Raw genomic sequence first — 23,101 nt, 5'->3', positions numbered from 1 at the left:
CTGTACGTTTGTTTCATCAGCGGTTGTATGAAGGGAGAGCAGAGCGGATCGTCGCTCCAGTCTGTTGGTTGGCCGCAACGCCGCCAGACGCGGCAACGCTTGCCAAAACGAGTCGAAATCCCCAAGCGGTTGGAATCATGCTTCCCCAAGTCATCATCATCGGCCGCCCTAACGTCGGCAAGTCCACTTTGTTCAACCGGCTCGTCGGCAAGAAGCTTGCGCTGGTGGATGACCAGCCGGGCGTCACGCGCGACCGTCGCTTCGGCGACGCGGAGTTGCTCGGTCTCAAGTTCCAGATCGTTGACACGGCGGGTTGGGAGGACGACGAAGCCGAAACGCTCCCGGGCCGGATGCGCAAGCAGACCGAGGCGTCGCTGGAAACGGCCGACGTCGCGCTGTTCGTGGTCGATGCCCGCGCGGGACTGACACCGCTTGACGAAGAGATCGGCCAATGGCTGCGTTCGTCGCCTGTGCCGGTGCTGTTGCTGGCGAACAAAGCGGAAGGCCGCGCTGGCGAGGGCGGGGTGCTCGAAGCCTATTCTCTGGGCCTGGGTGATCCCATCGCGGTTTCAGCCGAGCACGGCGTCGGCATGGCGGACCTGTTCGAAGGACTGCTGCCTCATCTCGATCCGCTGCAGCCGGAAGAACCCGAGTTCGAGGAAGAGGAAGACGAGGAATCGCGTCTGCTCGCTCCGCTGAAATTGGCGATCGTTGGTCGTCCGAATGCGGGCAAATCCACGCTGATCAACCGAATCCTTGGCGAAGATCGACTGCTAACCGGACCGGAAGCGGGCATCACGCGCGATTCGATCACGGTGGATTGGGACTGGACCGATCCCAAGACCCAGAACGTGCGTCAGGTCCGCCTGATTGACACGGCGGGAATGCGCAAGCGCGCCAACGTCGTTGAAAAGCTGGAGCGCATGGCCGTCGCCGATGCACGGCATGCCATCGATTTCGCCGAGGTTGTGGTGCTTCTGCTCGACGCTACACGTGGGCTTGAGCATCAGGACCTGACGATCGCGTCGAAGGTTCTGGAAGAAGGCCGCGCGTTGATTATTGCGATCAACAAGTGGGACGTGGCCGAGAACGCCTCTGGCCTGTTCAACGGTGTCCGGGCGGCCCTTGATGACGGACTTGCGCAAGTGCGCGGCGTACCGCTGCTGGCGGTATCGGCGCGGACGGGCAAAGGTCTGGATGAACTGATCGGTGCTGGGTTCGCCATCCGTGAGGCCTGGAGCAAGCGTGTTCCTACATCCGCGCTCAATCGCTGGTTTGACGATGCCCTGGCCGCTAATCCGCCGCCAGCACCGGGCGGCAAACGCATTAAATTGCGCTACATCACCCAGGCGAAGACGCGCCCGCCGGGCTTCGTGATCTTTGGCACGCGGCTCGATCTGCTTCCCGAAAGCTACAAGCGCTATCTCGTCAATGGGATGCGTCGGGAACTCGGATTTGATTCGGTGCCAATCCGCCTGAATCTTCGCAGCGCCAAGAACCCGTTCGCCAAGGACTAACCCGTCAGGACGGGTGAGCCACGGCCTCCTGTGCTGCCTGCTCCGCGGTTGCCTCGCTTTGCGGCGACACGTATGAATTGCTGCCAGTCAGCCTTGCTTCGCGACGGCTGCGATGCTGGTTCCACACGGCGATGAACAGCGCGGCGATGACGGGGCCGATGATGAAACCGTTTAGTCCGAACAGTTCGAGGCCGGCCAGAGTAGCGATCAGCACGACGAAGTCTGGCAGCCGCGTGTCGCGGCCCACCAGTATCGGACGCAATACGTTGTCGACCATGCCGATGATGAACACGCCGCAGAAAATAATGATGGCGGCTTTGCCGGTATCACCGGTCGCGAAAAGGTAGAGTGCGGCCGGTACCCAGATGATGGCTGTGCCAACCGCCGGTAGCAGCGAGAAAAAGCCCATCAGCACGGCCCAGATCAGCGCGCCTTCAATGCCCAACGCCGAAAACAGGAGACCGCCGAGCAGTCCCTGCACGACGGCTACGACCACCGTCCCGCGCATGGTCGCCCTGACGACGAGTAGGAAGTTTTCAATGAGCGAATCACGCGTATCGGCGTGCAGCGGCAGGCTGGTGCGGACCATTTCACCATATTTCCGCCCATCGCGGAGCAGGAAATAACTTAGGTAAAGCATGACGCCCAAGGCCGCCACGAAGCTGAGCGCGCCTTGGCCAACCGTCAGCAGGCGCCCCGCAACCGTCTGCAATCCGCTCGAGATGCTACCGCCGAACTGGCGACGGATCGTCTCCAGATCGTTGAGACCGTTGTCTTCGATAAGGTCGCGCAGCCGGTCGGGGAGGGCAGCGAGGATCTGCTGGATGATCCGTCCGAAATCGATCTGGCCACTGGCGATCTTGCCGTATAGGGCAGTCGCTTCGTTGACGAGGCTGAATCCCAGCATGATCGTGGGCACCACGATCAGCGCTATCAGCCCCAATAATACGATCGACGTGGCCAAATTCGCCTTGCCGTTGAGCCGGGAAGTCAGCTTCGCGGTCATCGGCTGGAACATGATCGCCGCGACCACGCCCCAAAGCACGGCACCAAAATAGGGTGCCAGCAGATAGGCAAACGCCAGCGTGATGATCACTACCAGGACAGCGAAACCGATATCCTCGATCTGAAGTCCCCGGTCGGAAGATTCTTGCCGTTCCGAAACACTATGGTGTGTTGAATCCACTCTGCCCCCAAGGCTACCGGCGAATGTGCCCCCGCGCGATGGCCGGGCCGGTCTCCGATTTGCACAAAGCCCGGAGACACCCCTGGTTCCCGCCTCCCTATGTCGATCGCTTGAGAGAGGCGGGCGAAGATATATCAGTCTTCGGCAGGCTTGCTCTGCAACTGGCAGTAGTTCTGGATGCCCATTCGTTCGATCATGTCGAACTGCTTTTCGAGGAAATCGACATGCTCTTCCTCGCTTTCGAGGATGCGCTCGAAAATCTCGCGGCTCACATAATCGCGGACCGATTCGGCATGTGCGATCGCCTCTTTCAGCATTGGCAATGCATCGTATTCCAGCGCGAGATCGGCCTTCAGAATTTCCTCGACCGTCTCACCGACCCGCAATTTTCCGAGCGACTGGAAATTAGGAAGGCCACCAAGAAACAGGATGCGGTCCGCCAGAATGTCGGCATGCTTCATCTCGTCGATGGATTCGTGCCGCTCGTACTCAGCGAGTTTCTTGATGCCCCAGTTGTCCAGCATACGATAATGCAGCCAGTACTGGTTGATCGCGGTCAGTTCGTTGAACAGGGCCTTGTTGAGAAACTCAATGACCCGTTGGTCGCCATTCATCGCGCGAAACTCCTGAAAAATGAGCCGCGTGTATAAGCGCAACCGGCCAGTGGGGGCAAGTCAGGTAAGGTCAGGCGGCGGCGGCGATGCCCATCCCACCCGACGCCAGTTCGTCCGAAATGATGTCTTCCGCTTCGTCCAAACATTGCCGACATTGTGGGGTACGACCCAAAGCGCCGTAGATCGCTTCTGCGCTGCCGCGATAGCGACGGGCTGCGCAGCGAAGTTCAGTTTCCCGGATAGCATTGCAAATGCAAACGTACATGGGCGAATCCTCTAATCCGCCACCAGTATATGCGAGTGCGAATGGATCGCAATAGCATTTTTAAGCTATCGATTTTCTCAGCCGCCGATTTGGAAGAGGGTGATGCTCTACCAATGATCGCCAGAGCCATTCCAATGGACCACGCTGGAATCTGTCAAGCCAGGGGCTGCTCCACCCCAGCATGATGCCCCAGCCGATCAGTACGAAAAGCCATTGGCCGAAGGGTCCGACCTTGCCGAACAAGCCCAGGCCCCAGCCATAAAACGCGAATGTCATGATCATGCTGGTGAGAATGTAGTTGCTGAACGCCATCCGCCCGGCAGCGATCAAACGGCGGCCAATCGGCGTTTTGACGATACGCGGAGCGGCGAGCACCAGCAGTCCCGCATAACCGCAACCGCACAGGAGGTGGGGTAGCGCCAGCCCCCAAACCAGTGCTTCGTTCATCGCGATAGGCGGAAAATGGCGAGGCCATGCCCACGCGAGGAAAAGGATCGTGAGCAACAGACCTGCCGTTGTGCATGTGAGCGATAGTCTGGCAAGGCGTGCAGGTTGTATCCTTCCGTCGAAAAAACCCCGGCGCCACATTACCATCCCGATGAGCATCAACGGCAAGGTTTCGGAAAACACGCCCGATACCATCTGAACCTGCCAGAAAGGCCGCTCGATCAGCTTCACGAACAACAGGTCAACATACCCCAGGTGTGCTTCGCGCAGCTCCTGCGCTGCCCAGCTGATCATCGCGTTCATGCGATCGGACACCATGGCGAACTGCTCGGCTCCAGCCTTGCCATCACGCACGGCATTCTCTGCGGTGATAAGATCGGCGGCATCGAGCATGCCCCAGACATGCCAACCGCAATAGAGGAGCAAGGCGATGAGCATGAGAATACTGTTACTGAAGGGGCGGAGCAGCAATGCGGCGATCCCGCATGCTGCATAGACGAACAGTATATCGCCCCACCAAAGCAACAGATAATGGAGTATGCCGAGCAGCAACAACCACCCCAGCCGGCGTAACTGGAGAATATCGCCGTCGCGTCCCGCAGCTTCTGCGCGTTCGTAGAACAAGACGATGCCAGCGCCGAACAGCAACGAAAAGAGGGTGCGCATCTTGCCCTCGAAAAAGACGAAGCTGAAAACCCAGGCAGCTTCGTCCGCCCTGCTGACCGGCCAAGGCAAGTGCGGCGTGATGCTTCCAATCATTGGACCCGCGAATCCGGCGATGTTGATCGTCAGAATTCCCAGAACCCCGATGCCCCTGATCAGATCAAGCGTTGCCAGCCGCGATGGGGCGGCGCTTTCGTTCAAGGCACCGGAGGGAGTCAGTCCTTAACCGCAAGACAGCCGAATCCGCTGGTAGCAAGTCGCTGGCAGGCGGCATCGGCGGCTGATTTGGAGGGAAAGCCGCTGGCCTGCAGCTTCGTCAGCTTGCCCGCCGGAGCGAGCGTCTTGCGACGACCAGCCAATTCCGGGCGTCCTTTTACTTTTGCCCAGAGCGCGTCGGCATTCGAAGCCACGCCGAAGGCGCCCAGCTGCACACGCCATGGTCCAGTCTCTGTGGAGTCTTGTGGTCGAATCGTAGCGCTTTTTTTCTGCTCCGGTTTGCTGGGCGATATGGGCGCGGGGGCCTTGGTTTTGTCAGTGGCCGCTGACACATGTTTGGGAGCCGAGGGTTTCGTTGGCGTGACTTCGACGGTTGGCTTTGCCACGACCACGTGGCGCGGAGGCGAAGGTCGCGCATAGTCGGCTCCAGCCAGCGTTGCCGAACTGGCGGGCGTGATCGCGTTGGTCTGCGTCGCCAATTCGGCGGAGGCATTCAATTGCTGCCGATTGGCTTGCGCCCGAGCGGCAATCTGTTCTGCCAAGGTGACGCTCTTTTGCCGATCGGCGATCGGGATGTGCTCGTCCATCTGCGCCTTGGCGTGGGAAGCCTGTCCGAGCCCCGACTGCTGCGCGAGGCTGATCAGGGCATAGGCGCGAACCCAGTCCTTTTTGACGATGTCGCCGTTGAAATGTGCGATGCCGAGAATGTATTGCGCGCGCGCGTCGCTGCGCTCTGCCGACGCTTCGATATAGGGCAGGGCCTGCTTGCGCTGCCCACGCTGGAAGAGAAGCAGGCCGTAGGCATCGGCTGCTTGCAAGTGGCCTTTCGCCGCCGCCTTTCCGTACAAGCCTTCGGCTTTAAACAGGTCCATTGGCACGCCGCGACCGAGCTTGTATGCCTGAGCGAGGTTGAATTCGGCATCGGCATCGCCTTTGTCGGCAAGTGGCTGCCATTGGCGGATCGCGCCGTCGTAGTCACCCGCGGACCATGCATCGACACCCGCCTTCACATCTGCATGAGCGGCGACACTCATGATGCCGGCGGCGATGGCAAGAGCCAGCACGCCTGAACGCAGGTAAGTCAGCTTCTTCAAATCAGTATCGCCCGGTGATGCCCAATGTACGGATCATGGTAAGCGCAACGCAAAGCGTAAAGCCAGAGGCTTGTACATTCAGCGCTTAGTTAGAACCGGAAAACTGCTTAGCCTGGAAGGGTTAATGCGAGGTAGATGGCTGTTCGCTGCGTTCGTGCGAGGGTGCACGTGCGTGCCAAATGCACACAATTAACCGTAAATTAGGAACGCCATGCCAGTTTCCGGTCCTGAGGGCGCTGATCGCTCGGGGCTTCGGGGGATTTCGTTTGCGCGTAGTGGCTTTAGCATCGCAGAAAGGCGGATCGGGGAAGACAACTCTTTCCGGCCACCTGGCCGTGCAGGCGCAGCGCGTAGGGGCAGGGCCTGTCGTCCTTATCGATACCGATCCGCAGGGATCCCTTGCCGATTGGTGGAACGAGCGTGAAGCCGAAATGCCGGCGTTCGCGCAGACCACCGTTGCAAGGCTTGCAAATGATCTGCAGGCGCTACGTCAGCAGGGTTTCAAGCTCGCGGTGATCGACACGCCGCCGGCGATCACCCTTGCGATCCAGACCGTCATTCAGGTGGCCGAACTGATTGTGGTACCCACCCGGCCCAGCCCGCACGATCTGCGCGCTGTGGGTGCAACGGTGGACTTGTGCGAACGCTCGGGAAAACCCCTGCTGTTTGTCGTCAACGCCGCGACTCCGAAAGCCCGCATTACCGCAGAGGCAGCCGTCGCGCTTTCGCAGCATGGTACGGTCGCGCCGATCACACTGCATCAGCGTACGGATTTTGCCGGATCGATGATCGATGGCCGCACCGTGATGGAAATCGATCCCAATTGCCGCTCTGCGCAGGAAGTGGCGGCCTTGTGGAATTACATTGCCGATCGCCTGGAAAAGAATTTTCGGCGCACCGTTTTTGCCGCTCCGACTGCCGGCCATCCGATGAGCGCCGGGGCACTTCGGCCCGTAGGCGGCTTTGGTCGCCGCGTCAGTATATCGTGATTGAGGAATTGATGTGATCAACCCTGCCAGCAGCGCCCGCACTGCCGGATTTACCTTGTGCACCGCCATGGTCGCCGCGCTTCTAGCCGGATGCAGCGGACAGTCCTCCATTGCGAGCACCGGGCGTGCCCCGACAATGCAGGCAGGCGCGCACGATGCTACTGCCGATACAGACAGCGTAATCGCGAAGGCTGAAAGCCGCGTGGCCAAAAGCCCGCGCAAACCATCGGCTCGCGCCGACCTTGGCCAGTTGTACCTTGCGGCTGGTCGATTCCAGTCGGCAGCCACGACGTTTGAGGATGCGGTTAGTCTGGGCGATACGAGCCTGCGGACCGCGCTCAGCCTGGCGTTGTCTTACATCGGGTCGGGCCGAGCCGAAGCTGCTCAGGAAGTCCTGGTGAAAGCGCGCGGACAACTTCCCGCAAGCGACTACGGGCTGGGCATTGCTCTTTCAGGCCAACCCGCCCTCGGCGTTGCCGTGTTGACGCAGGCGATCCGAAATGGGGACACCAGCGTCAAGGTTCGGCAGAACCTTGCCTATGCCTATGCCCTTGACGGGCGTTGGGCGGAGGCACGGGTTATCGCCGGGCAGGACGTTCCCGCCGATCAGCTGGATGCCCGGCTTGGGGAATGGGCGAGCCATTGGCGGCCTGATCAATCACAGGCCCGCGTGGCGGGTCTGCTGGGCGCTCCACTGAGAGGCGATCCAGGTCAGCCAGTGGCGCTCGCTCTGGATGGAGCTTCCCGTGCATCGCGTCTGGCGACTATCGAGCCGGCAGCGGCTCCGGTGGAAGAACCGACTGCCGTCGCGACAACGGAACTGCCGCCGATCGCCACAACCGAAAACGTATGGGGCACGGTCGCGCCTGCGGCTACTGAAGAAGCGGTGTCCACGCAGCGCAGTTTGACAATCGCCGTCCCTCGTAAGACGCCCAAGCGGACCGACGTGGCGGCTGCGCCATCACGCACGACGATCGAGCGCGCGTTCGCCACGTTACCCAAGCCAATTCCACCCTCGGCTCCCGCCAAGGGTCGCCATCTGGTCCAGCTGGGATCTTTCCGCACGATGGATGGCGCTAAGCGGGCCTGGGGCATCTATGTGCGAAATAATTCGGCCTTGCGGGACCACACGATGCGCATCACCGAAGCCGACGTGAATGGCCAGCGGTACTATCGCGTCGCGGCCGAAAATTTTGCCAGCAATTCCGCGCAGTCCCTGTGCTCTGCATTGCGGAAGAAGGGGCAGCAGTGTCTCGCCTATGCCGATCGCAGCACTTCCTCGACGCCTTCCGCTCCCACTGGCCCTCGGCTCGCCAGCCGCCGCTGATCGGATTACGCGACTTTCTTGGTTCGCACGGCGACCCCGCCTTTGAACAAGGCAAGCACGCGACCCTGAACGGGCTGACGATCGAACGGGGTGTTGCCGGCGCTGGCGGCCATCTTGTCCGAATTGACGATCCAAGGACGGTCGGTATCGACGACCGCGATATCGGCTTCCAGGCCAAGTTCTAAACGACCGGCCTTCACGCCCAGCAGCCTCGCTGGTGCCGCTGACAGCAACTCGAATGCCCGACCGAGGTCGATCACGCCATCGCGCACCAGAGACAGCGTGAGAGGCAGGAGAGTCTCGGCCCCGGCCATGCCAGGGGCGGAGTCGGCGAACGGAAGACGCTTATCCTCCGGCCCACGCGGGTCATGGCCGGATGCGATGATGTCTATCGTGCCGTCCGCGATGGCCGCAATCACAGCCCGCCTATCATCCTCGCAGCGCAGAGCTGGCGACAGGTGGGTAAACGTACGAAATGCCCCGATCGCGAGGTCCGAAAGCATGAAGTAAGCCGGGCTTACTCCCGCCGTCACGTTCAGTCCCTTTGCTTTCGCGGCGCGCACCAGTTCCAACCCGGCAGCCGTGGTGACGTTCCGGAAATGGATCGCCGCGCCTCCCGGTCGGTTCGAGGCCATCTGCGCAAGCGCGATGTCACGAGCGATCGCGATGGCCTCTGCTTGAGCGGGCGCGCTGGGTAGTCCCAGTCGGGTCGCCATTTCGCCTGCGGTGGCGACGGCATTGCCGACGATCCCCGCGTCCTCGGCGTGAGCGATGACGACCATTCCCAGCATGCCGGTGTATTGCAACAGGCGCAGCATCGTGCCCGAATCCGCGATCCAACGCCGTCCAGTGGCCACTGCTTTGGCGCCGGCGTCCCGCATCATAGCTATTTCGGCGAGAGATGTGCCGCCGAGCCCCTGCGTCGCGGCGGCCAGCGGGTGGACCCAGAAATCGGGCTTGCCCGACTGCGCGGCGAACCGCACCCGTGCTGCCACATCCAGCGGCGGGTTCTGGTCGGGCATCAGGGCAGCGCGCGTCACGCCGCCGAAGTGGAACGCCGGCTTGTCGATCGAAAATACGCCGACGTCGACCAGACCCGGCGCCACCAGAGCGCCGCGTGCGTCATGGACGGTATCACCCTCCTGCGGGCCCACGCCAGCGCCTATAGCGGTGATGAAACCGCCTTCGCAACGGATGCCGCCCGTCTCGATCCTGCCGTCCGCGAGCAGCAAGCGGCCGCCGGTGATCGTCAGAGGTGCCTGAACGCTCATGCCCAACCCTCCGCCTTGCGGCCTTTGCGTGTCAGAACATCGAGGCTAGCCATGCGAATGGCCACGCCCATCTCAACCTGCGTCGTGATCATGGAACGCTCGACATGGTCGGCGACGTTGCTGTCGATTTCGATCCCGCGGTTCATCGGTCCGGGGTGCATGACCAGAGCATTGCTTTCCGCCTTTGCCAGACGCTCCAGCGAAAGGCCGTAAAGGTGACGGTATTCCCGGGGTGAGGGGATGAACTGCCCCTCCATCCGCTCCAGCTGAAGGCGCAGCATCATGACCACATCCGCGCCTTTCAGGGCCGCGTCGAAATCATGGAATATCTGCACGCCCATCTGCTCGATGTCTGCAGGCATTAGCGCGGGCGGTGCGCACACGCGAACGTCGGCACCGAGTGACGCCAGGCACAGGATATTCGAGCGGGCAACGCGGCTGTGCAGGATGTCGCCGCAGATCGTGACGCGCAGGCCGTTGAAGGCGCGCTTCGCCTGCCGGATCGTCAGCGCATCGAGCAACGCCTGCGTTGGATGTTCGTGCTGCCCGTCCCCTGCATTGAGCACCGGGCAGTCCACCTTGTCGGCGATCAACTGCACCGCTCCGGAACTGGCGTGGCGGATCACGATGGCGTCGGCCCGCATGGCGTTAAGCGTCATCGCCGTATCGATCAGCGTCTCGCCTTTCTTCACGCTGGAATTGGCGACGGCCATGTTGACGACGTCAGCCCCCAGTCGCTTGCCAGCGATTTCGAAGCTGAGCAGGGTCCGAGTGGAATTTTCGAAAAAGGCGTTGATGATCGTCAGGCCCGACAGAAGTTCGCGCCGCTTCTGCGCACCCCGGTTCATTTCCACCCATTGCTCCGCCTCATCCAGCAGAAACCAGATCTCATGTGGAGCCAGGCCTGCGATGCCGACAAGGCCGCGATGGGGAAAGGCGAGGGCGCCTTCCGGATACGTGTATTCAGGGGATGTCATTAAAGACGACGCCTTAGGCCCCCTGACGGCCCTGCTCAACCCCCACTGCCACCCTGTCCACCAATCGGTGATGCATCAGCGTTAAAGACAGGCGGAACCGCTTTTATCGCCGCCACTTTCCCATTCGGCAGATGTGCCGTTAAGACCGCGCGCGAAAGGCAGGTTGGTTTCATGAGATTCGCTCGCAAGGTCTGGAAGCTGCTCGTGGCGGTGAAGGATGCGCTCGCGCTGGTTTTCCTGCTGATGTTCTTCGGGATCGTCTACGCGGCGCTGTCAGCTCGCCCGGCACCGGGAAGGGTCGAGGATGGCGCGCTGCTCCTCCAACTCGATGGTACGATCGTCGAGGAGAAATCGCAGAAGGATCCGCTGGCCCTGCTAATGGCGTCCAGCGGGACCAGCCAGGAATTCCAGGCTCGCGATATCGAGCGTGCGTTGCGCCTTGCGGCCAGCGACAAGCGCATCAAGGTCGTGGTGCTGGATATGTCGCGCTTTCTCGGCGGACGCTTCGTCCATCTCCACGATATTGGCGGGGCGATCGATGAAGTGCGCAAAGCGGGCAAGCCGGTTCTGACTTTTGCGACGGCATACACAGACGATGGCGTTCAGCTTGCCGCCCATGCCAGCGAAGTCTGGGTCGATCCGATGGGCGGGGCTTTCGTCACCGGGCCCGGGGGCAACCTGCAATTCTACAAGGGTCTTTTCGACCGGTTCGGCGTCAACGCCCATGTCTATCGGGTGGGCACCTACAAGTCGGCTGTGGAACCCTATTTGCGTTCCGATCTCTCACCCGAGGCGCGCGAAGATCTGAAAGGGATCTATGACGCCCAATGGTCGGCCTATCGAGCGGAGATCAGCAAGGCGCGCCCGAAAGCCCAGGTGGATCGGATGACGTCCGACCCAGTGGCATGGGTAAAGGCTTCGGGCGGTGATATGGCGCAGGCTTCGAAAGCGGCGGGATTGGTCGATCGGATCGGTGACAAGACCGAATTCGAAAAGCGGGTCGAAGCGATCGCGGGCGAAACCTCCATCGCTCGCCCGGATGGCGACGATTCGCCGGATTACGCCCATACCGGCATTGCGACCTGGCTTGCGGCCAATCCCATCAAGACGGACGGGGCCAAGATTGCCGTCATTACGATCGCCGGCGACATCGTGGATGGCGAAGCCGGACCCGGCACTGCCGGCGGTGACCGGATCGCACGGCTCCTCGATACCAACCTGCCGGATGACGGCACGTCGACCTACAAGGCGCTGGTCGTGCGCATTGATTCGCCGGGTGGCTCGGTATTAGCGTCGGAACGTATCCGCCGGGCGCTGATGCGCTGGCGGGATGCGAAAATTCCGATCGTCGTGTCGATGGCGAATCTGGCGGCCAGCGGTGGCTATTGGGTGTCGACACCTGGGCAGCGCGTGTTTGCCGAATTGGGAACGATTACCGGCTCCATCGGAGTATTCGCTGTGGTGCCGAGCTTTGAAAAGACTCTGGCTGACTTCGGCGTCACCAGCGACGGTGTGCGCACTACCGGCCTGTCCGGTCAGCCCGATATCCTGGGTGGGTTTACGCCCGAAGTGAACGAGATGCTGCAAACCTCGGTCGAAAACATCTACGGAAAGTTTCTTGGCATCGTTGCCAAGTCGCGCGGCAAGACGCCCCAGCAAATAGATGCGATCGCGCAAGGTCGTATCTGGCCGGGTGCTCAAGCGCAGCGGATCGGTCTGGTCGATCAAATGGGTGACCTCGACGCCGCGCTTGCCTACGCCGCGAAAACAGGCGGGGTCGGCAATGCGAAGTGGCATGCCCAGTATCTGCAGGACGCGCCCGATTCGATCAGCGCGATCCTGGAAAGCTTCGCTCCCGCATCGCAGGAACAGGCCGTCGCGTTCGACTTTGCAGGACTCGTCGCCGCGCGTCAAAAACTGCAGATGGCTCAGGCGATCGCTCGCGTAGAGGCTTTGACCGGGTCGCGGGGGGTGCAGGCTTATTGCCTGGAATGCGGCATTGGGTCGGATAATCAACCCTCGGCTGACGGAATTCCGGAGGCGTCAAAGATGGTGATGCTGGCGAAGCTGTTCGGCCTTCGCTGACGCTTCTGCTGCGCACGAAAAACCCGCGCTGGCTTAGGGCTGGCGCGGGTTTCTTGTCTTCTTTGACGTGAATGAGGTCAATCTGGAGGCGGCATTTCCACAGGCGTGCTGTCGGGCTGGTCGTAGTCTGGACCTTCTGCCGGTGTCTCGTCCGGCGCGCCGGGCGCTCCCGGATCGTTGGGTGTCGGGAATTCGGCCGGGGTGTCGCCCGGATTGTCGGCTGGTGGCTGCGTGGCCATATCAGTCTGCTCCTCTTGCCCGCTCCACCATTCCAATTGGGTAAGGGATCGCCTTCGCGCAAGGCTTGGTAGAAGAATGTGATGCTCGCGCAGTCTTGCCCTTTGCCTTGGGGCGCTATAAGGGGCCGTCCCTTGAGTTTCAGGCTTCACTCATGCGGGCGTGGCGGAATTGGTAGACGCGCTGGTTTTAGGTACCAGTATCGAAAGATGTGGGGGTTCGAGTCCCTTCGCCCGCACCAATCCGTCACCTGTGTGAGGGCGAGCCGCGTCATACGGGCCGCAATGCCCTTTGGATTGCACAGGAAGGCATCGAAATGCAGATCGTCGAAACGACCAACGAGGGCCTGAAGCGCGCCTACACGGTCACCATCCCGGCCGCCGCGATCACCTCCAAGATTGAGGGTGAAGTCAAGAAGATCGCCCCACAGGTGAAGATGCCTGGCTTCCGCGCCGGCAAGGTGCCTGCCAACCTCGTGAAGAAGCTGCACGGCCCGGCGATCCACCAGGAAGCGCTGAACACTTCGATTCGCGAAGCCATGGACAAGCTCGTGGCGGACAACGCGCTGCGCCCCGCCATGAACCCCGATGTTTCGCTGGCCGAAGGCTATGAAGAGGGCAAGGACGCCGAGCTGACCGTCAGCTTGGAAATCCTGCCGAAGATCGAAGCACCTTCGCTGGATGGCCTGAAGCTCGACAAGCTGACCGTTCCCGTTTCCGACGATTCCGTCACCGAAGCGGTCGAGCGTATCGCTTCGCAGCAGCAGCGTTTCGAAACCAAGGAAGGCGAGGCCACCGATGGCGACCAGGTCATCTGCGACTTCACGGGCAAGCTCGACGGCGTCGAGTTCGAAGGCGGCAAGGCGGAAAAGCAGCCGATCGTCATCGGTTCGGGCCGTCTGATCCCCGGCTTCGAAGAGCAGCTGGTTGGCATCAAGGCCGGGGACGAGCGCACCATCACCGTGTCTTTCCCCGACGATTACCCGGCTGAAAACCTGAAGGGCAGGGAAGCCACCTTCGATATCGTTGCACACGAGATCAAGGCTCCCGCCGAATCGAAGCTGGATGACGATTTCGCCAAGGAACTGGGCCTCGAAAGCTTCGAACAGCTGCAGGGTCTCCTGCGCGGCCAGCTGGAGCAGGAAACCGCCGGCCTTACCCGCACCGCCATGAAGCGCTCGCTGCTTGACCAGCTGGCCGCCGGTCACGACTTCGAAGTGCCGCCGACAATGGTGGAAGCTGAATTCTCGCAAATCTGGCAGCAGCTGACCCAGGAAGCGCAGAGCGAGGAAGATCCCGCCGCTGCCCTCGCCGAAATTGAGGCCGAGAAGGACGACTATCGCAAGATCGCCGAACGCCGCGTGCGTCTGGGCCTGCTCCTGTCCGAAATCGGCCAGGCCAACGGCGTGGAAGTATCGCAGCAGGAAATGCAGATGCTCGTGTCGCAGGCTGCGCAGCAGTACCGTCCCGAGGACCGCCAGCGTTTCTTCGAATACGTCCAGCAAGACCCGATGATGGCCGCCCAGCTGCGCGCTCCGCTGTATGAAGACAAGGTCGTCGACTTCCTCATCGAGAAGGCTGACGTAACCGAGCGTGAAGTGACGCGCGAGGAACTGCAGGCGGCGATCGAGGCTGATGCCGATGGCGCCGAAGCCAAGCCCGCAGCCAAGAAGGCACCCGCCAAGAAGGCGAAGAAAGCTGACGACGCTGCGTCCGACGAAGCAGCGGAAGACGAAGCGCCAAAGAAGGCACCCGCCAAGAAGGCTGCAGCCAAGAAGGACGAAGCCGCGGAGGCTCCCGTAGAAGCGGAAGAAGCCCCGAAGAAGGCGCCAGCCAAGAAGGCTGCAGCCAAGAAGGCAGACGAAGCTGCGGACGGCGAAGCCGAAGCCAAGCCGGCCAAGAAGGCTCCCGCCAAGAAGAAGGCGGCCGACAAGGAGGATTGATCCCCTCGTCGCAATGACCGTTGAAACGGCCCGGTACTGCATGGTGCCGGGCCGTTTTCTATTATGCCCGCATGGGATTGTCCCCCGCCCATCACCGATTGATGGGTTAATCCCCTTGAACATCGGCGTCGGCCACGCGACATAGGCAGTCCAAATCATATGAGGACTCCCATGCTCGACCTGTTCGGCGCTTCGAGCGCCCAAGGAAAGTTCACCACCGATCCCATTACCGGTGCGCTCGTGCCGATGGTCGTCGAGCAGACCAGCCGCGGCGAACGCAGCTTCGACATTTATTCGCGCCTTCTGCGCGAACGGATCGTGTTCATCACCGGCCAGGTGGAAGATCACATGGCGTCGCTGATCGTCGCGCAGCTGCTGTTCCTAGAATCCGAAAACCCGTCGAAGGACATTTCGATGTACATCAACTCGCCGGGCGGGGTGGTGACAGCGGGTATGGCGATCCACGACACCATGCAGTACATCAAGCCGCGCGTGTCGACCGTGTGCATCGGCCAGGCCGCATCGATGGGAAGCTTCCTGCTCGCTGCTGGCGAACCGGGCATGCGTATCGCGCTCCCCAATGCACGCATCATGGTGCACCAGCCTTCCGGCGGCGCGCAGGGCATGGCGTCGGACATCGAAATCCAGGCGCGTGAAATCCTGCGCATGCGTCGCCGACTGAACGATCTCTATGTGAAATACACCGGCAAGTCGCTCGACGAGATCGAGAAGGCGATGGATCGCGACACTTTCCTCGAGGCCGAGGAAGCACTGGCGTTCGGCCTCGTCGACAAGGTCTTCGAAACCCGTCCTGAGGGCGAGAAGGCCCCGGGCTGAACCTGATGAATCTCGGGCCGGACTTTTCAGGCTATCGCAAGGATTTGGCGGTAGGATTGCAAAACCGGCCCCCGACAGGGTAGAGTGGACGAGTCGCCTCGCTTGGAGGCCAAAGACGGAAAATGACGAAATTGAGCGGATCTGACGCGAAAAGCACCCTTTACTGCAGCTTCTGCGGTAAGTCGCAGCATGAAGTGCGCAAGCTGATCGCGGGCCCTACGGTCTTCATCTGCGACGAGTGTGTCGAGCTTTGCAACGACATCATTCGGGAAGAAACGAAGGCTGGTATCGCTGGGCGCAAGGAAGGCGAAATCGTCTCTCCACGCGAAATCTGCGAGATGCTGAACGATTATGTCATCGGGCAGGAGCGCGCGAAGCGCGTGCTGTCGGTGGCCGTTCACAACCACTACAAGCGCTTGAAGCACAGCGGCAAGCAGGGCGACGTCGAATTGTCGAAGTCGAATATCCTGCTGGTCGGGCCGACCGGATCGGGCAAGACGCTGCTCGCGCAGACGCTCGCCAAGACATTCGACGTGCCGTTCACGATGGCCGACGCCACGACGCTGACAGAAGCGGGCTATGTTGGTGAGGATGTGGAGAACATCATCCTCAAGCTGCTGCAGGCTTCGGACTACAACGTCGAAAAGGCGCAGCAGGGCATCGTCTACATCGACGAAATCGACAAGATCAGCCGTAAGGCCGAAAACCCGTCGATCACGCGCGATGTGTCGGGCGAGGGCGTACAGCAGGCGTTGCTCAAGCTGATGGAAGGCACGACCGCGTCGGTTCCTCCGCAGGGTGGGCGCAAGCATCCCCAGCAGGAATTCCTGCAGGTGGACACGACGAACATCCTGTTCATTTGCGGCGGCGCGTTCGCGGGTCTTGAAAAGATTATCGCCGATCGCCTGCAGAAGCGCTCGATCGGGTTTGGCGCGCATGTCGCTGACCCCGACAAGCGCCGGGTGGGCGAACTGCTGCAGAAAGCCGAGCCTGAGGATCTGCTCAAGTTCGGTCTGATCCCTGAGTTTGTGGGCCGTCTGCCGGTAATTGCGACACTCAACGACCTCGACATTGAGGCCTTGGTCAAGATCCTGAAGGAACCCAAGAACGCCTTGATCAAGCAGTATGCCCGCCTGTTCGAGCTCGAAGACGTGGAACTGACATTCACCGACGACGCGCTTGAGGCGATTGCTCAAAAGGCGATTGATCGGAAAACCGGCGCGCGCGGCCTGCGATCGATCGTCGAAGGGCTCCTGCTAGACACCATGTTCGATCTGCCGACTGAGCGTAACATTGCTGAAGTCGTCGTGGACAAGGATGTGGTGGAAGGCCGCAAGGAACCCGTCCGTGTGCTCAAGGGGGACAAGGCCGAAGAAGCGGCCTGACCTCGCAGGCGACTGCGGTGATTGAGCATAAATTTAAGGTCGTTCGCCTCACGGTGGACGACCTTTTTCTTTTGCGCCAAGCGAATGCACTGTTCGCGCGTGAATTCGACGATCTGTCATCGTACCCCATGGCGAACCAGAGGACCAATGGCTGGTTGACCTCCTTGGGTTAGAGCATTTCCTTGGATTAGTAGCTTTGATCGACGGCGAGGTGGTTAGTGCGTTGGCAGCATATGTTCTAACCAAGTACGAACAGGCAAGGCGTGAGATCTACATCTACGACCTTGCGGTCGCGCAAAATCGCCGGCGCCTGGGAATAGCTACGGCACTGATTGATCGTTTGCGCGACATGGCGCCATCGTTGAAGGCATGGGCAATCTTCGTGCAAGCCGATCATAGCGACGATCCAGCGATCGCTCTTTACCAATCGCTGGGCGAGCGTGAGGATGTCATCCATTTCGACATCGTCATGAGATAGCATCCCAGGTGACAGACATTCGACGATCACGTTCGTCTCTTCCATAGCAAACAAAAAAGGGCGCCGAACCAAAGTCCAGCGCCCCTCCTGCATTCTCCCGAAGGAGAACCGTGGATCGTTGTTTTGCCGTTAGGCGCCTTGTGGTGCGCTGCTGCCGCTAAAGCGCTTACCGGACTTGGGTATGGCCGAACCGGATAGCGGACGCGGCGTTGACGGGCCGCGCGGATGCGTGGGTCGGTCGATCGTTCCACCATCGAGCAACTGCTTGATGTCGTCACCCGACAGCGTTTCGTATTCAAGCATCGCTTGCGCCAGAGTTTCCAAGGCCTCGCTTTGGTCCTTGAGGATCTGCGTTGCCCGGGCATGGGCATTATCAACCAACAGACGGATCTCGCTATCGATCAGGCGATTGGTCTCGTCGGATCCCATCGTGCGCTGTGATCCGCCCATGCCGAGATAGCCTTCCTGTGCTTCCTCGTACTGGAGCGGGCCGAGCTTGTCGGACATGCCCCATTTGGTGACCATCGAACGGGCGAGACTGGTGGCGTATTGAATGTCCGACGACGCGCCGCTGGACACCTTGTCATGCCCGAAGATGATCTCTTCCGCCACGCGGCCGCCCATCGCCACCGACAGGTTCGCCAGCATCTTGTCGCGATGGTAGGAGTAGCTGTCTCGTTCGGGCAAGCGCATGACCATGCCCAAGGCGCGACCGCGCGGGATGATCGTCGCCTTGTGGATCGGATCGGACGCGGCTTCGTTTACTGATACGATGGCGTGGCCAGCCTCATGGTAGGCGGTCATCTTCTTTTCGTCTTCGGTCATGACCATGGAGCGGCGCTCCGCACCCATCATCACCTTGTCTTTGGCATCCTCGAACTCCTGCATGGCGACCAGGCGCTTATTGCGACGGGCCGCGAGCAGAGCCGCTTCGTTGACGAGGTTGGCAAGATCGGCACCCGAAAAGCCCGGCGTTCCGCGAGCAATCACGCGCGGATTGACGTCTGGCGCCAACGGCACCTTTTTCATGTGCACGGCGAGGATCTTCTCGCGACCGTCGATGTCGGGAACCGGCACGACGACCTGACGATCGAAACGGCCGGGACGCAGCAGGGCAGGGTCCAACACGTCAGGGCGGTTGGTGGCCGCGATGATGATGATGCCTTCGTTGGCCTCGAAACCATCCATCTCCACCAGCAACTGGTTGAGCGTCTGTTCGCGTTCGTCGTTCGAATTGCCAAGGCCGTGGCCGCGATGGCGGCCGACCGCGTCGATTTCGTCGATGAAGACGATGCACGGCGCGTTCTTCTTGGCCTGTTCGAACATGTCGCGCACGCGGCTTGCACCGACGCCGACGAACATCTCCACGAAGTCTGAACCCGAGATCGTGAAGAACGGCACGCCAGCTTCACCCGCGATAGCGCGGGCCAGCAGCGTCTTGCCGGTGCCGGGGCTACCGACGAGCAGGGCGCCCTTGGGAATCTGTCCGCCAAGTTTGGAGAAGCGCGTCGGATCGCGCAGGAACTCGACGATCTCTTCCAGTTCCTCGCGCGCTTCGTCGATACCGGCAACGTCGTCAAACGTGACCCGGCCGGAACGCTCCGTCAGCAGCTTGGCTTTGGACTTGCCGAAGCCCATCGCGCCCGAGCCGCCGCCTTTCTGAACCTGACGCAGCGCGAAGAAGGCAATACCCACGATCAGCACGAACGGCAGGGTCTGCGCGAGAATATACAGCAGCAGGCTGCCTTGCTCGGCTTCCTTGCCGGAATACTTGACCTCGTTATCCTGCAGCAGCTGCGCCAGCGACGTATCGTTGGGGACGGGGACGGTGGTGAAAGTGTCGCCGTTCTTCAGCTTGCCGTCGATGCGATCTTGCGCGATCTCGACCGAGGCCACGCTGCCCTCGGCAACTTTGGTGCGGAAGTCGGAATAGGGGATCGCTGGCCCGGATGTGGTGCGGGCGCCGAACATCGACACCACCATCAAGAGGGCAAGGAAGATGCCCCCCCATACGAGCAGGCTCTTTACCCAGGGATTGCCGCTAGGCTGGTCGTCGTTCATTCGGAGGAACCGTCCTTTCAGACCGCCAATGTAAGCGTCTGTCGCTGAATCTCAAGTTACCGCTGGCGTTCAGAGTAATCGTTTTGGCCAGCAGTTACGGCGGGTTGCCCCCCAACGGCACCTGACGCGCTCAAAAGCAGGTATATTCGGCGCGTCGGCAGTTGCTCTGTGTGCATTTTCCGTGTCCCACGCTAACCGGTCTGCAGTCGATTCAGGAGCCGGAACCCATGTCCATCGGTCGCACTATCCATCCGGTCTATGCGGCGATGGGCACGACGATCTTCGAGCGTATGTCTGCATTGGCAAGGGAAACGGGCGCGATCAATCTCGGGCAGGGATTCCCGGACGGCGCACCTCCACCCGAACTGATCGAGGTTGGGTATCGAGGATTGAGCGACCAATCGCAGCAGTATCCGCCGAGTGCGGGGGTGTTGAAGCTCCGGGAATCCGTTTGCGACTACTATTCCAGGCGGCAAGGTTTGGCGCTGAACCCCGCGCAGGTGATCGTGACCTCCGGCGCAACCGAGGCGATCGCTGCGGCGGTGTTGGCGGTCGTAAAGCCCGGGGACGAGGTGATCCTGTTCCAGCCCGCCTATGATGCATATGCACCGATGGTACGACGTGCAGGGGGTGTTCCTGTCAGCGTGATGCTGCAGCCACCGTTTTTCCGGTACGATCAGAAAGAATTGGAGGCGGCGGTAACACCCCGCTGCCGTGCGCTGATTCTCAATGATCCGCTGAATCCGGCAGGCACTGTCGCGAGCGATGACGAGCTTGCGATGATCGCTCGGGTCTGCGTGGCGAATGACCTCGTCGCGATCTGCGATGAGGTGTGGGAGGATGTGCGCTTCGATCAAGCAGCCCACCGTTCCCTGATGACGTTCGAGGGGATGGAGCAACGAACCGTGAAAATCGGATCGGCGGGCAAGATTCTTGGCCTTACGGGGTGGAAGATCGGCTGGATGATCGCCAGGGGCGAGCTGGCGACGGCCCTGGCAAGGGTACATCAGTTCATCACGTTCACCAGCGCGGTGCCTCTGCAATGGGCGGTGGCGGAAGGGTTGGCGATGGCCGACGTGATCGATCGCCAGCGAGCGGAATGGGGCCGGTGTCGATCGCGACTGATCGAGGGGCTGGAGCGTGCCGGGTTCCGGGTTCTGGGCAATGACGCCACCTGGTTCGTGTGTATCGATCTCGCCGAGTCGGGCATTGCCCTCGATGATAACATTTTCAGCGAGCGGGCGGTGATGGAAGCAGGGGTGGCGACGATCCCCTTCAGCGCTTTGTATGATGATGACACGGCACCGCGGCATATCGTGCGCCTTTGCTTTACCAAGCCGGACGCGGTGATCGATGAAGCGGTGTCGCGACTGTCAGCGTGGCGTGCGACATTATGAGTGACTTCGATTGGCGGGCGATGGCCAGCGACGACATCGATGGCGTTGTGACGGTGGCGCGTGTTGCTTTTCCAGACCATTATGAGGACCGGACCTGTTTCGAGGAGCGGGTCTGCCTGTATCCGCAAGGCTGTTTTGTTCTGGCCAACCGCACGGACATCGGGGGGTACCTGATTGCCTATCCTTGGCCAGCCGGTTCGATCCCGCCGTTGGATAGTTCGCTGGGAAGCCTGCCTGACGACCACAGCGCCTTCTATCTGCACGACCTGGCGCTGCATCCGGATCGGCGAGGAGGCGGCTATTCGCGTCCTGTCGTGGACACGCTGATGCGCCACCTTCGCGGGATAGGGGCGGAGATCCTCGCGCTGGTATCTGTGAACGATTCGGCTGGTTTTTGGCAGCGGTTGGGGTTTGAACCGTGTAATGACGATCCAGTCATCGCGGCCAAGCTTGTCAGCTATGGCGCGGATGCAACTTATATGGTCCGGCAGGTCTGACGCGCCGCGCGCTACCAGCAACGCGCGCTCGAACGGCAATCGTCAGTCGGATTCGAAAGCCGATCGCATGTCCTCCGGCGCGAGGTCGGAGAACTTGGTGATGCGCGCTTCGAAGCGCAGGCGGACTTTGCCGGTCGCGCCGTGGCGCTGTTTTGCGATGATCAGTTCGGAAAGGCCCGTCACTTCTTCCATCTTCTGGCGCCAGGTTTCCCACTTGTCCTTGACGTCAGGGCTATCGGTGTCGCTCGGATACTTGGGTTCGGTGGCCTTCACGTAATAGTCTTCGCGGTAGACGAACCAGACCATGTCGGCGTCCTGCTCGATAGACCCCGATTCGCGCAAGTCTGACAGCATCGGCCGTTTGTCATCGCGCTGTTCTACCGCACGGCTCAGCTGCGACAGGGCAATGACAGGAACGTGAAGTTCCTTCGCCAACGTCTTCAAACCACGGGAGATTTCCGAAATTTCGTTTACGCGATTGTCGTTCGCGCGGCCAGATCCGGACAGCAGCTGAAGATAGTCGATCACCACCAGACCGATGTCGTGTCGCCGCTTGAGGCGTCTGGCCCGCGTGCGCAACGCGGCGATGGAGAGGCCGGGCGTATCATCGATAAAGAGCGGCAGTTCGGCCAGACGCTGGCTAGCAAACGACAACTGCTGGAAATCTTCGCGGCTGATCTTGCCCATGCGCAGCGCTTCGGAACTGATCCCGGATTGCTCTGCCAGAATACGCGTTGCCAGCTGGTCGGCGCTCATTTCCAGACTGAAGAACGCGACGGCGGCGCCCACCGACTTTTCACTGCCGATACCATCGGCATGGTCACGCTGCAGGCGATCAGCCGCGTTGAAGGCGATGTTGGTGACGAGCGAGGTCTTACCCATGCCCGGACGCCCGGCCAGGATGATAAGGTCCGAATCGTGCAGGCCGCCTATCTTCTGGTTCACCGAGGTGAGGCCGGTGGTCTTGCCCGAAATGTGGCCGCCGGAATTGAACGCCTTTTCGATCGACTGGATCGCCGTGCGCGTGGCCACGCCGAAGCTTTGCGCTTCGCTTTGCGTCGCTGCTCCTTCGGCCACCTTGTAGAGCGCGGCTTCCGCCCGTTCGACCTGCTCCAGCGGCTCGACCGATTCGGAAGTATCCATCGCGCTTTCGACGAGGTTACGGCCAACCGTGATCAGTTCGCGCAACAAGGCGAGGTCGTAGATCTGCGCCGCCAGTTCTCGCGGGGCGAGGAGGCCCTGACCGTCCGCTGTCATCCGCGCAAGATACGCGACGCCGCCCAGCGCCTTCAGCGCCTCGTCCGCCTCGAAATAGGGGCGCAGCGTGACTGGGGTCACAACGGCCTTGCGGTCCAGCAACTGCAGGATGCGCTCATAGATCCGGGCATGGACAGGCTCGAAGAAATGAGTCGGTGCAAGCTGGGTCTGCAGTTCCTCGATCACGCGATTGTCGATGAGGACCGCGCCAAGAAACGCGGCTTCCGCCTCCACGTTGGCAGGCAGGGTACGCGCGCCGGCATCGTCGGCGCGGATAAGGAGGTCTTGCTGGGCCATAAGCGGCGCACCATGCTCTGGACGTGTGAGTCCGGCAAGCGGGCGACACCGCCTTATTAATC

19 protein-coding genes, 1 tRNA gene and 1 pseudogene are annotated in these 23,101 nt (G+C 61.1%); 11 read left to right on the top strand and 10 right to left on the bottom strand.

All coding sequences use genetic code 11. The features are described from left to right. Positions 1–137: 137 nt before the first annotated feature. Positions 138–1,517: a ribosome biogenesis GTPase Der gene (der, locus tag ACZ1JM_RS08845; RefSeq protein ID WP_465134456.1), complete on the top strand. Its 1,380-nt coding sequence runs from the start codon at positions 138–140 to the stop codon at positions 1,515–1,517. A gap of 4 nt (positions 1,518–1,521) precedes the next feature. Here the strand turns inward: der and ACZ1JM_RS08840 are convergent, their stop codons facing one another. The 5 genes from ACZ1JM_RS08840 to ACZ1JM_RS08820 form a co-directional block, all read right to left on the bottom strand. Further along, positions 1,522–2,703: an AI-2E family transporter gene (locus ACZ1JM_RS08840; RefSeq protein ID WP_465134455.1), complete on the bottom strand. Its 1,182-nt coding sequence runs from the start codon at positions 2,701–2,703 to the stop codon at positions 1,522–1,524. 134 nt (positions 2,704–2,837) lie between these two features. Then, the gene (gene bfr / locus ACZ1JM_RS08835; protein WP_465134454.1) at positions 2,838–3,317 is read right to left on the bottom strand and encodes a bacterioferritin; all 480 of its coding nucleotides are present in this window, start codon (positions 3,315–3,317) and stop codon (positions 2,838–2,840) included. Positions 3,318–3,387: 70 nt separating this feature from the next. Beyond that, positions 3,388–3,582: a (2Fe-2S)-binding protein gene (locus ACZ1JM_RS08830; RefSeq protein WP_465134453.1), complete on the bottom strand. Its 195-nt coding sequence runs from the start codon at positions 3,580–3,582 to the stop codon at positions 3,388–3,390. Between the two features lie 60 nt (positions 3,583–3,642). Continuing rightward, the gene (locus tag ACZ1JM_RS08825; RefSeq protein ID WP_465134452.1) at positions 3,643–4,893 is read right to left on the bottom strand and encodes a DUF418 domain-containing protein; all 1,251 of its coding nucleotides are present in this window, start codon (positions 4,891–4,893) and stop codon (positions 3,643–3,645) included. 14 nt (positions 4,894–4,907) lie between these two features. Further along, positions 4,908–6,002 carry an SPOR domain-containing protein gene (locus tag ACZ1JM_RS08820; protein ID WP_465134451.1) on the bottom strand — a complete coding sequence of 365 codons (1,095 nt, stop codon included), beginning with the start codon at positions 6,000–6,002 and terminating at the stop codon, positions 4,908–4,910. A gap of 266 nt (positions 6,003–6,268) precedes the next feature. Here ACZ1JM_RS08820 and ACZ1JM_RS08815 point away from each other — a divergent pair, with 266 nt between their 5' ends. Together ACZ1JM_RS08815 and ACZ1JM_RS08810 are read left to right on the top strand one after the other, a co-directional pair. After that, on the top strand, positions 6,269–6,991 hold the full coding sequence (locus tag ACZ1JM_RS08815) for an AAA family ATPase (protein WP_465134450.1): 723 nt from the start codon (positions 6,269–6,271) through the stop codon (positions 6,989–6,991). 13 nt (positions 6,992–7,004) lie between these two features. Next, positions 7,005–8,318 (top strand): SPOR domain-containing protein, encoded by a 1,314-nt coding sequence (locus tag ACZ1JM_RS08810; protein WP_465134449.1) that lies wholly within the window; start codon positions 7,005–7,007, stop codon positions 8,316–8,318. A gap of 5 nt (positions 8,319–8,323) precedes the next feature. On the opposite strand, the gene ACZ1JM_RS08805 is transcribed toward ACZ1JM_RS08810, so the two are convergent. Both ACZ1JM_RS08805 and ACZ1JM_RS08800 read right to left on the bottom strand, forming a co-directional pair. After that, a complete protein-coding gene (locus tag ACZ1JM_RS08805) occupies positions 8,324–9,589 on the bottom strand; it encodes a dihydroorotase (RefSeq protein ID WP_465134448.1) in 1,266 nt (421 codons plus the stop codon). Further along, positions 9,586–10,566, bottom strand: a complete 981-nt coding sequence (locus tag ACZ1JM_RS08800) for an aspartate carbamoyltransferase catalytic subunit (protein WP_465134447.1) — start codon at positions 10,564–10,566, stop codon at positions 9,586–9,588. Before ACZ1JM_RS08800 ends, ACZ1JM_RS08805 begins: the two co-directional genes overlap by 4 nt. A gap of 171 nt (positions 10,567–10,737) precedes the next feature. Between ACZ1JM_RS08800 and sppA the strand changes: the two genes are divergently transcribed. Further along, positions 10,738–12,651, top strand: a complete 1,914-nt coding sequence (gene sppA, locus ACZ1JM_RS08795; RefSeq protein ID WP_465134446.1) for a signal peptide peptidase SppA — start codon at positions 10,738–10,740, stop codon at positions 12,649–12,651. Positions 12,652–12,728: 77 nt separating this feature from the next. Here the strand turns inward: sppA and ACZ1JM_RS08790 are convergent, their stop codons facing one another. Then, positions 12,729–12,890: a hypothetical protein gene (locus ACZ1JM_RS08790; RefSeq protein ID WP_465134445.1), complete on the bottom strand. Its 162-nt coding sequence runs from the start codon at positions 12,888–12,890 to the stop codon at positions 12,729–12,731. Between the two features lie 154 nt (positions 12,891–13,044). On the opposite strand from ACZ1JM_RS08790, the gene ACZ1JM_RS08785 reads away from it, so the two are divergent. From ACZ1JM_RS08785 to ACZ1JM_RS08765, 5 genes and pseudogenes are all read left to right on the top strand, one after another. After that, positions 13,045–13,129, top strand: a tRNA-Leu gene (locus ACZ1JM_RS08785). 75 nt (positions 13,130–13,204) lie between these two features. Continuing rightward, the gene (gene tig / locus ACZ1JM_RS08780) at positions 13,205–14,830 is read left to right on the top strand and encodes a trigger factor (RefSeq protein WP_465134444.1); all 1,626 of its coding nucleotides are present in this window, start codon (positions 13,205–13,207) and stop codon (positions 14,828–14,830) included. 171 nt (positions 14,831–15,001) lie between these two features. Continuing rightward, positions 15,002–15,667, top strand: a complete 666-nt coding sequence (gene clpP / locus ACZ1JM_RS08775) for an ATP-dependent Clp endopeptidase proteolytic subunit ClpP (RefSeq protein ID WP_465134443.1) — start codon at positions 15,002–15,004, stop codon at positions 15,665–15,667. A 122-nt stretch (positions 15,668–15,789) separates the two neighbouring features. Continuing rightward, positions 15,790–17,052, top strand: a complete 1,263-nt coding sequence (clpX, locus tag ACZ1JM_RS08770; protein WP_465134442.1) for an ATP-dependent Clp protease ATP-binding subunit ClpX — start codon at positions 15,790–15,792, stop codon at positions 17,050–17,052. A 20-nt stretch (positions 17,053–17,072) separates the two neighbouring features. Next, positions 17,073–17,530 (top strand): annotated as a pseudogene (locus ACZ1JM_RS08765) (GNAT family N-acetyltransferase). A gap of 129 nt (positions 17,531–17,659) precedes the next feature. On the opposite strand, the gene ftsH reads toward ACZ1JM_RS08765, so the two are convergent. Then, positions 17,660–19,591, bottom strand: a complete 1,932-nt coding sequence (gene ftsH / locus ACZ1JM_RS08760; RefSeq protein ID WP_465134441.1) for an ATP-dependent zinc metalloprotease FtsH — start codon at positions 19,589–19,591, stop codon at positions 17,660–17,662. Between the two features lie 227 nt (positions 19,592–19,818). On the opposite strand from ftsH, the gene ACZ1JM_RS08755 reads away from it, so the two are divergent. Further along, positions 19,819–20,988 carry an aminotransferase gene (locus tag ACZ1JM_RS08755; RefSeq protein WP_465134440.1) on the top strand — a complete coding sequence of 390 codons (1,170 nt, stop codon included), beginning with the start codon at positions 19,819–19,821 and terminating at the stop codon, positions 20,986–20,988. Beyond that, positions 20,985–21,485, top strand: coding sequence for a GNAT family N-acetyltransferase (locus tag ACZ1JM_RS08750; RefSeq protein WP_465134439.1), 501 nt, complete (start codon positions 20,985–20,987; stop codon positions 21,483–21,485). Before ACZ1JM_RS08755 ends, ACZ1JM_RS08750 begins: the two co-directional genes overlap by 4 nt. Before the next feature lie 42 nt (positions 21,486–21,527). On the opposite strand, the gene ACZ1JM_RS08745 is transcribed toward ACZ1JM_RS08750, so the two are convergent. Then, positions 21,528–23,039, bottom strand: a complete 1,512-nt coding sequence (locus tag ACZ1JM_RS08745; protein WP_465134438.1) for a replicative DNA helicase — start codon at positions 23,037–23,039, stop codon at positions 21,528–21,530. Between the last annotated feature and the right edge of the window lie 62 nt (positions 23,040–23,101).

The sequence above is a fragment of the Novosphingobium sp. BL-S-24 genome (assembly GCF_055521575.1).
The sequence above is the reverse complement of the archived record's forward strand: the minus strand, read 5'-3'. Positions and strand labels throughout refer to the sequence as shown.

Excerpts from the sequence above, each read along its gene's own strand:
- bfr (WP_465134454.1), bottom strand. The coding sequence starts at position 3,317 with ATGAATGGCGACCAACGGGTCATTGAGTTTCTCAACAAGGCCCTGTTC.
- clpX (WP_465134442.1), top strand. The coding sequence starts at position 15,790 with ATGACGAAATTGAGCGGATCTGACGCGAAAAGCACCCTTTACTGCAGC.
- ACZ1JM_RS08805 (WP_465134448.1), bottom strand. The coding sequence starts at position 9,589 with ATGAGCGTTCAGGCACCTCTGACGATCACCGGCGGCCGCTTGCTGCTC.
- ftsH (WP_465134441.1), bottom strand. The coding sequence starts at position 19,591 with ATGAACGACGACCAGCCTAGCGGCAATCCCTGGGTAAAGAGCCTGCTC.
- der (WP_465134456.1), top strand. The coding sequence starts at position 138 with ATGCTTCCCCAAGTCATCATCATCGGCCGCCCTAACGTCGGCAAGTCC.
- ACZ1JM_RS08755 (WP_465134440.1), top strand. The coding sequence starts at position 19,819 with ATGTCCATCGGTCGCACTATCCATCCGGTCTATGCGGCGATGGGCACG.
- clpP (WP_465134443.1), top strand. The coding sequence starts at position 15,002 with ATGCTCGACCTGTTCGGCGCTTCGAGCGCCCAAGGAAAGTTCACCACC.
- ACZ1JM_RS08750 (WP_465134439.1), top strand. The coding sequence starts at position 20,985 with ATGAGTGACTTCGATTGGCGGGCGATGGCCAGCGACGACATCGATGGC.
- tig (WP_465134444.1), top strand. The coding sequence starts at position 13,205 with ATGCAGATCGTCGAAACGACCAACGAGGGCCTGAAGCGCGCCTACACG.
- ACZ1JM_RS08830 (WP_465134453.1), bottom strand. The coding sequence starts at position 3,582 with ATGTACGTTTGCATTTGCAATGCTATCCGGGAAACTGAACTTCGCTGC.
- ACZ1JM_RS08800 (WP_465134447.1), bottom strand. The coding sequence starts at position 10,566 with ATGACATCCCCTGAATACACGTATCCGGAAGGCGCCCTCGCCTTTCCC.
- ACZ1JM_RS08790 (WP_465134445.1), bottom strand. The coding sequence starts at position 12,890 with ATGGCCACGCAGCCACCAGCCGACAATCCGGGCGACACCCCGGCCGAA.
- ACZ1JM_RS08745 (WP_465134438.1), bottom strand. The coding sequence starts at position 23,039 with ATGGCCCAGCAAGACCTCCTTATCCGCGCCGACGATGCCGGCGCGCGT.
- sppA (WP_465134446.1), top strand. The coding sequence starts at position 10,738 with ATGAGATTCGCTCGCAAGGTCTGGAAGCTGCTCGTGGCGGTGAAGGAT.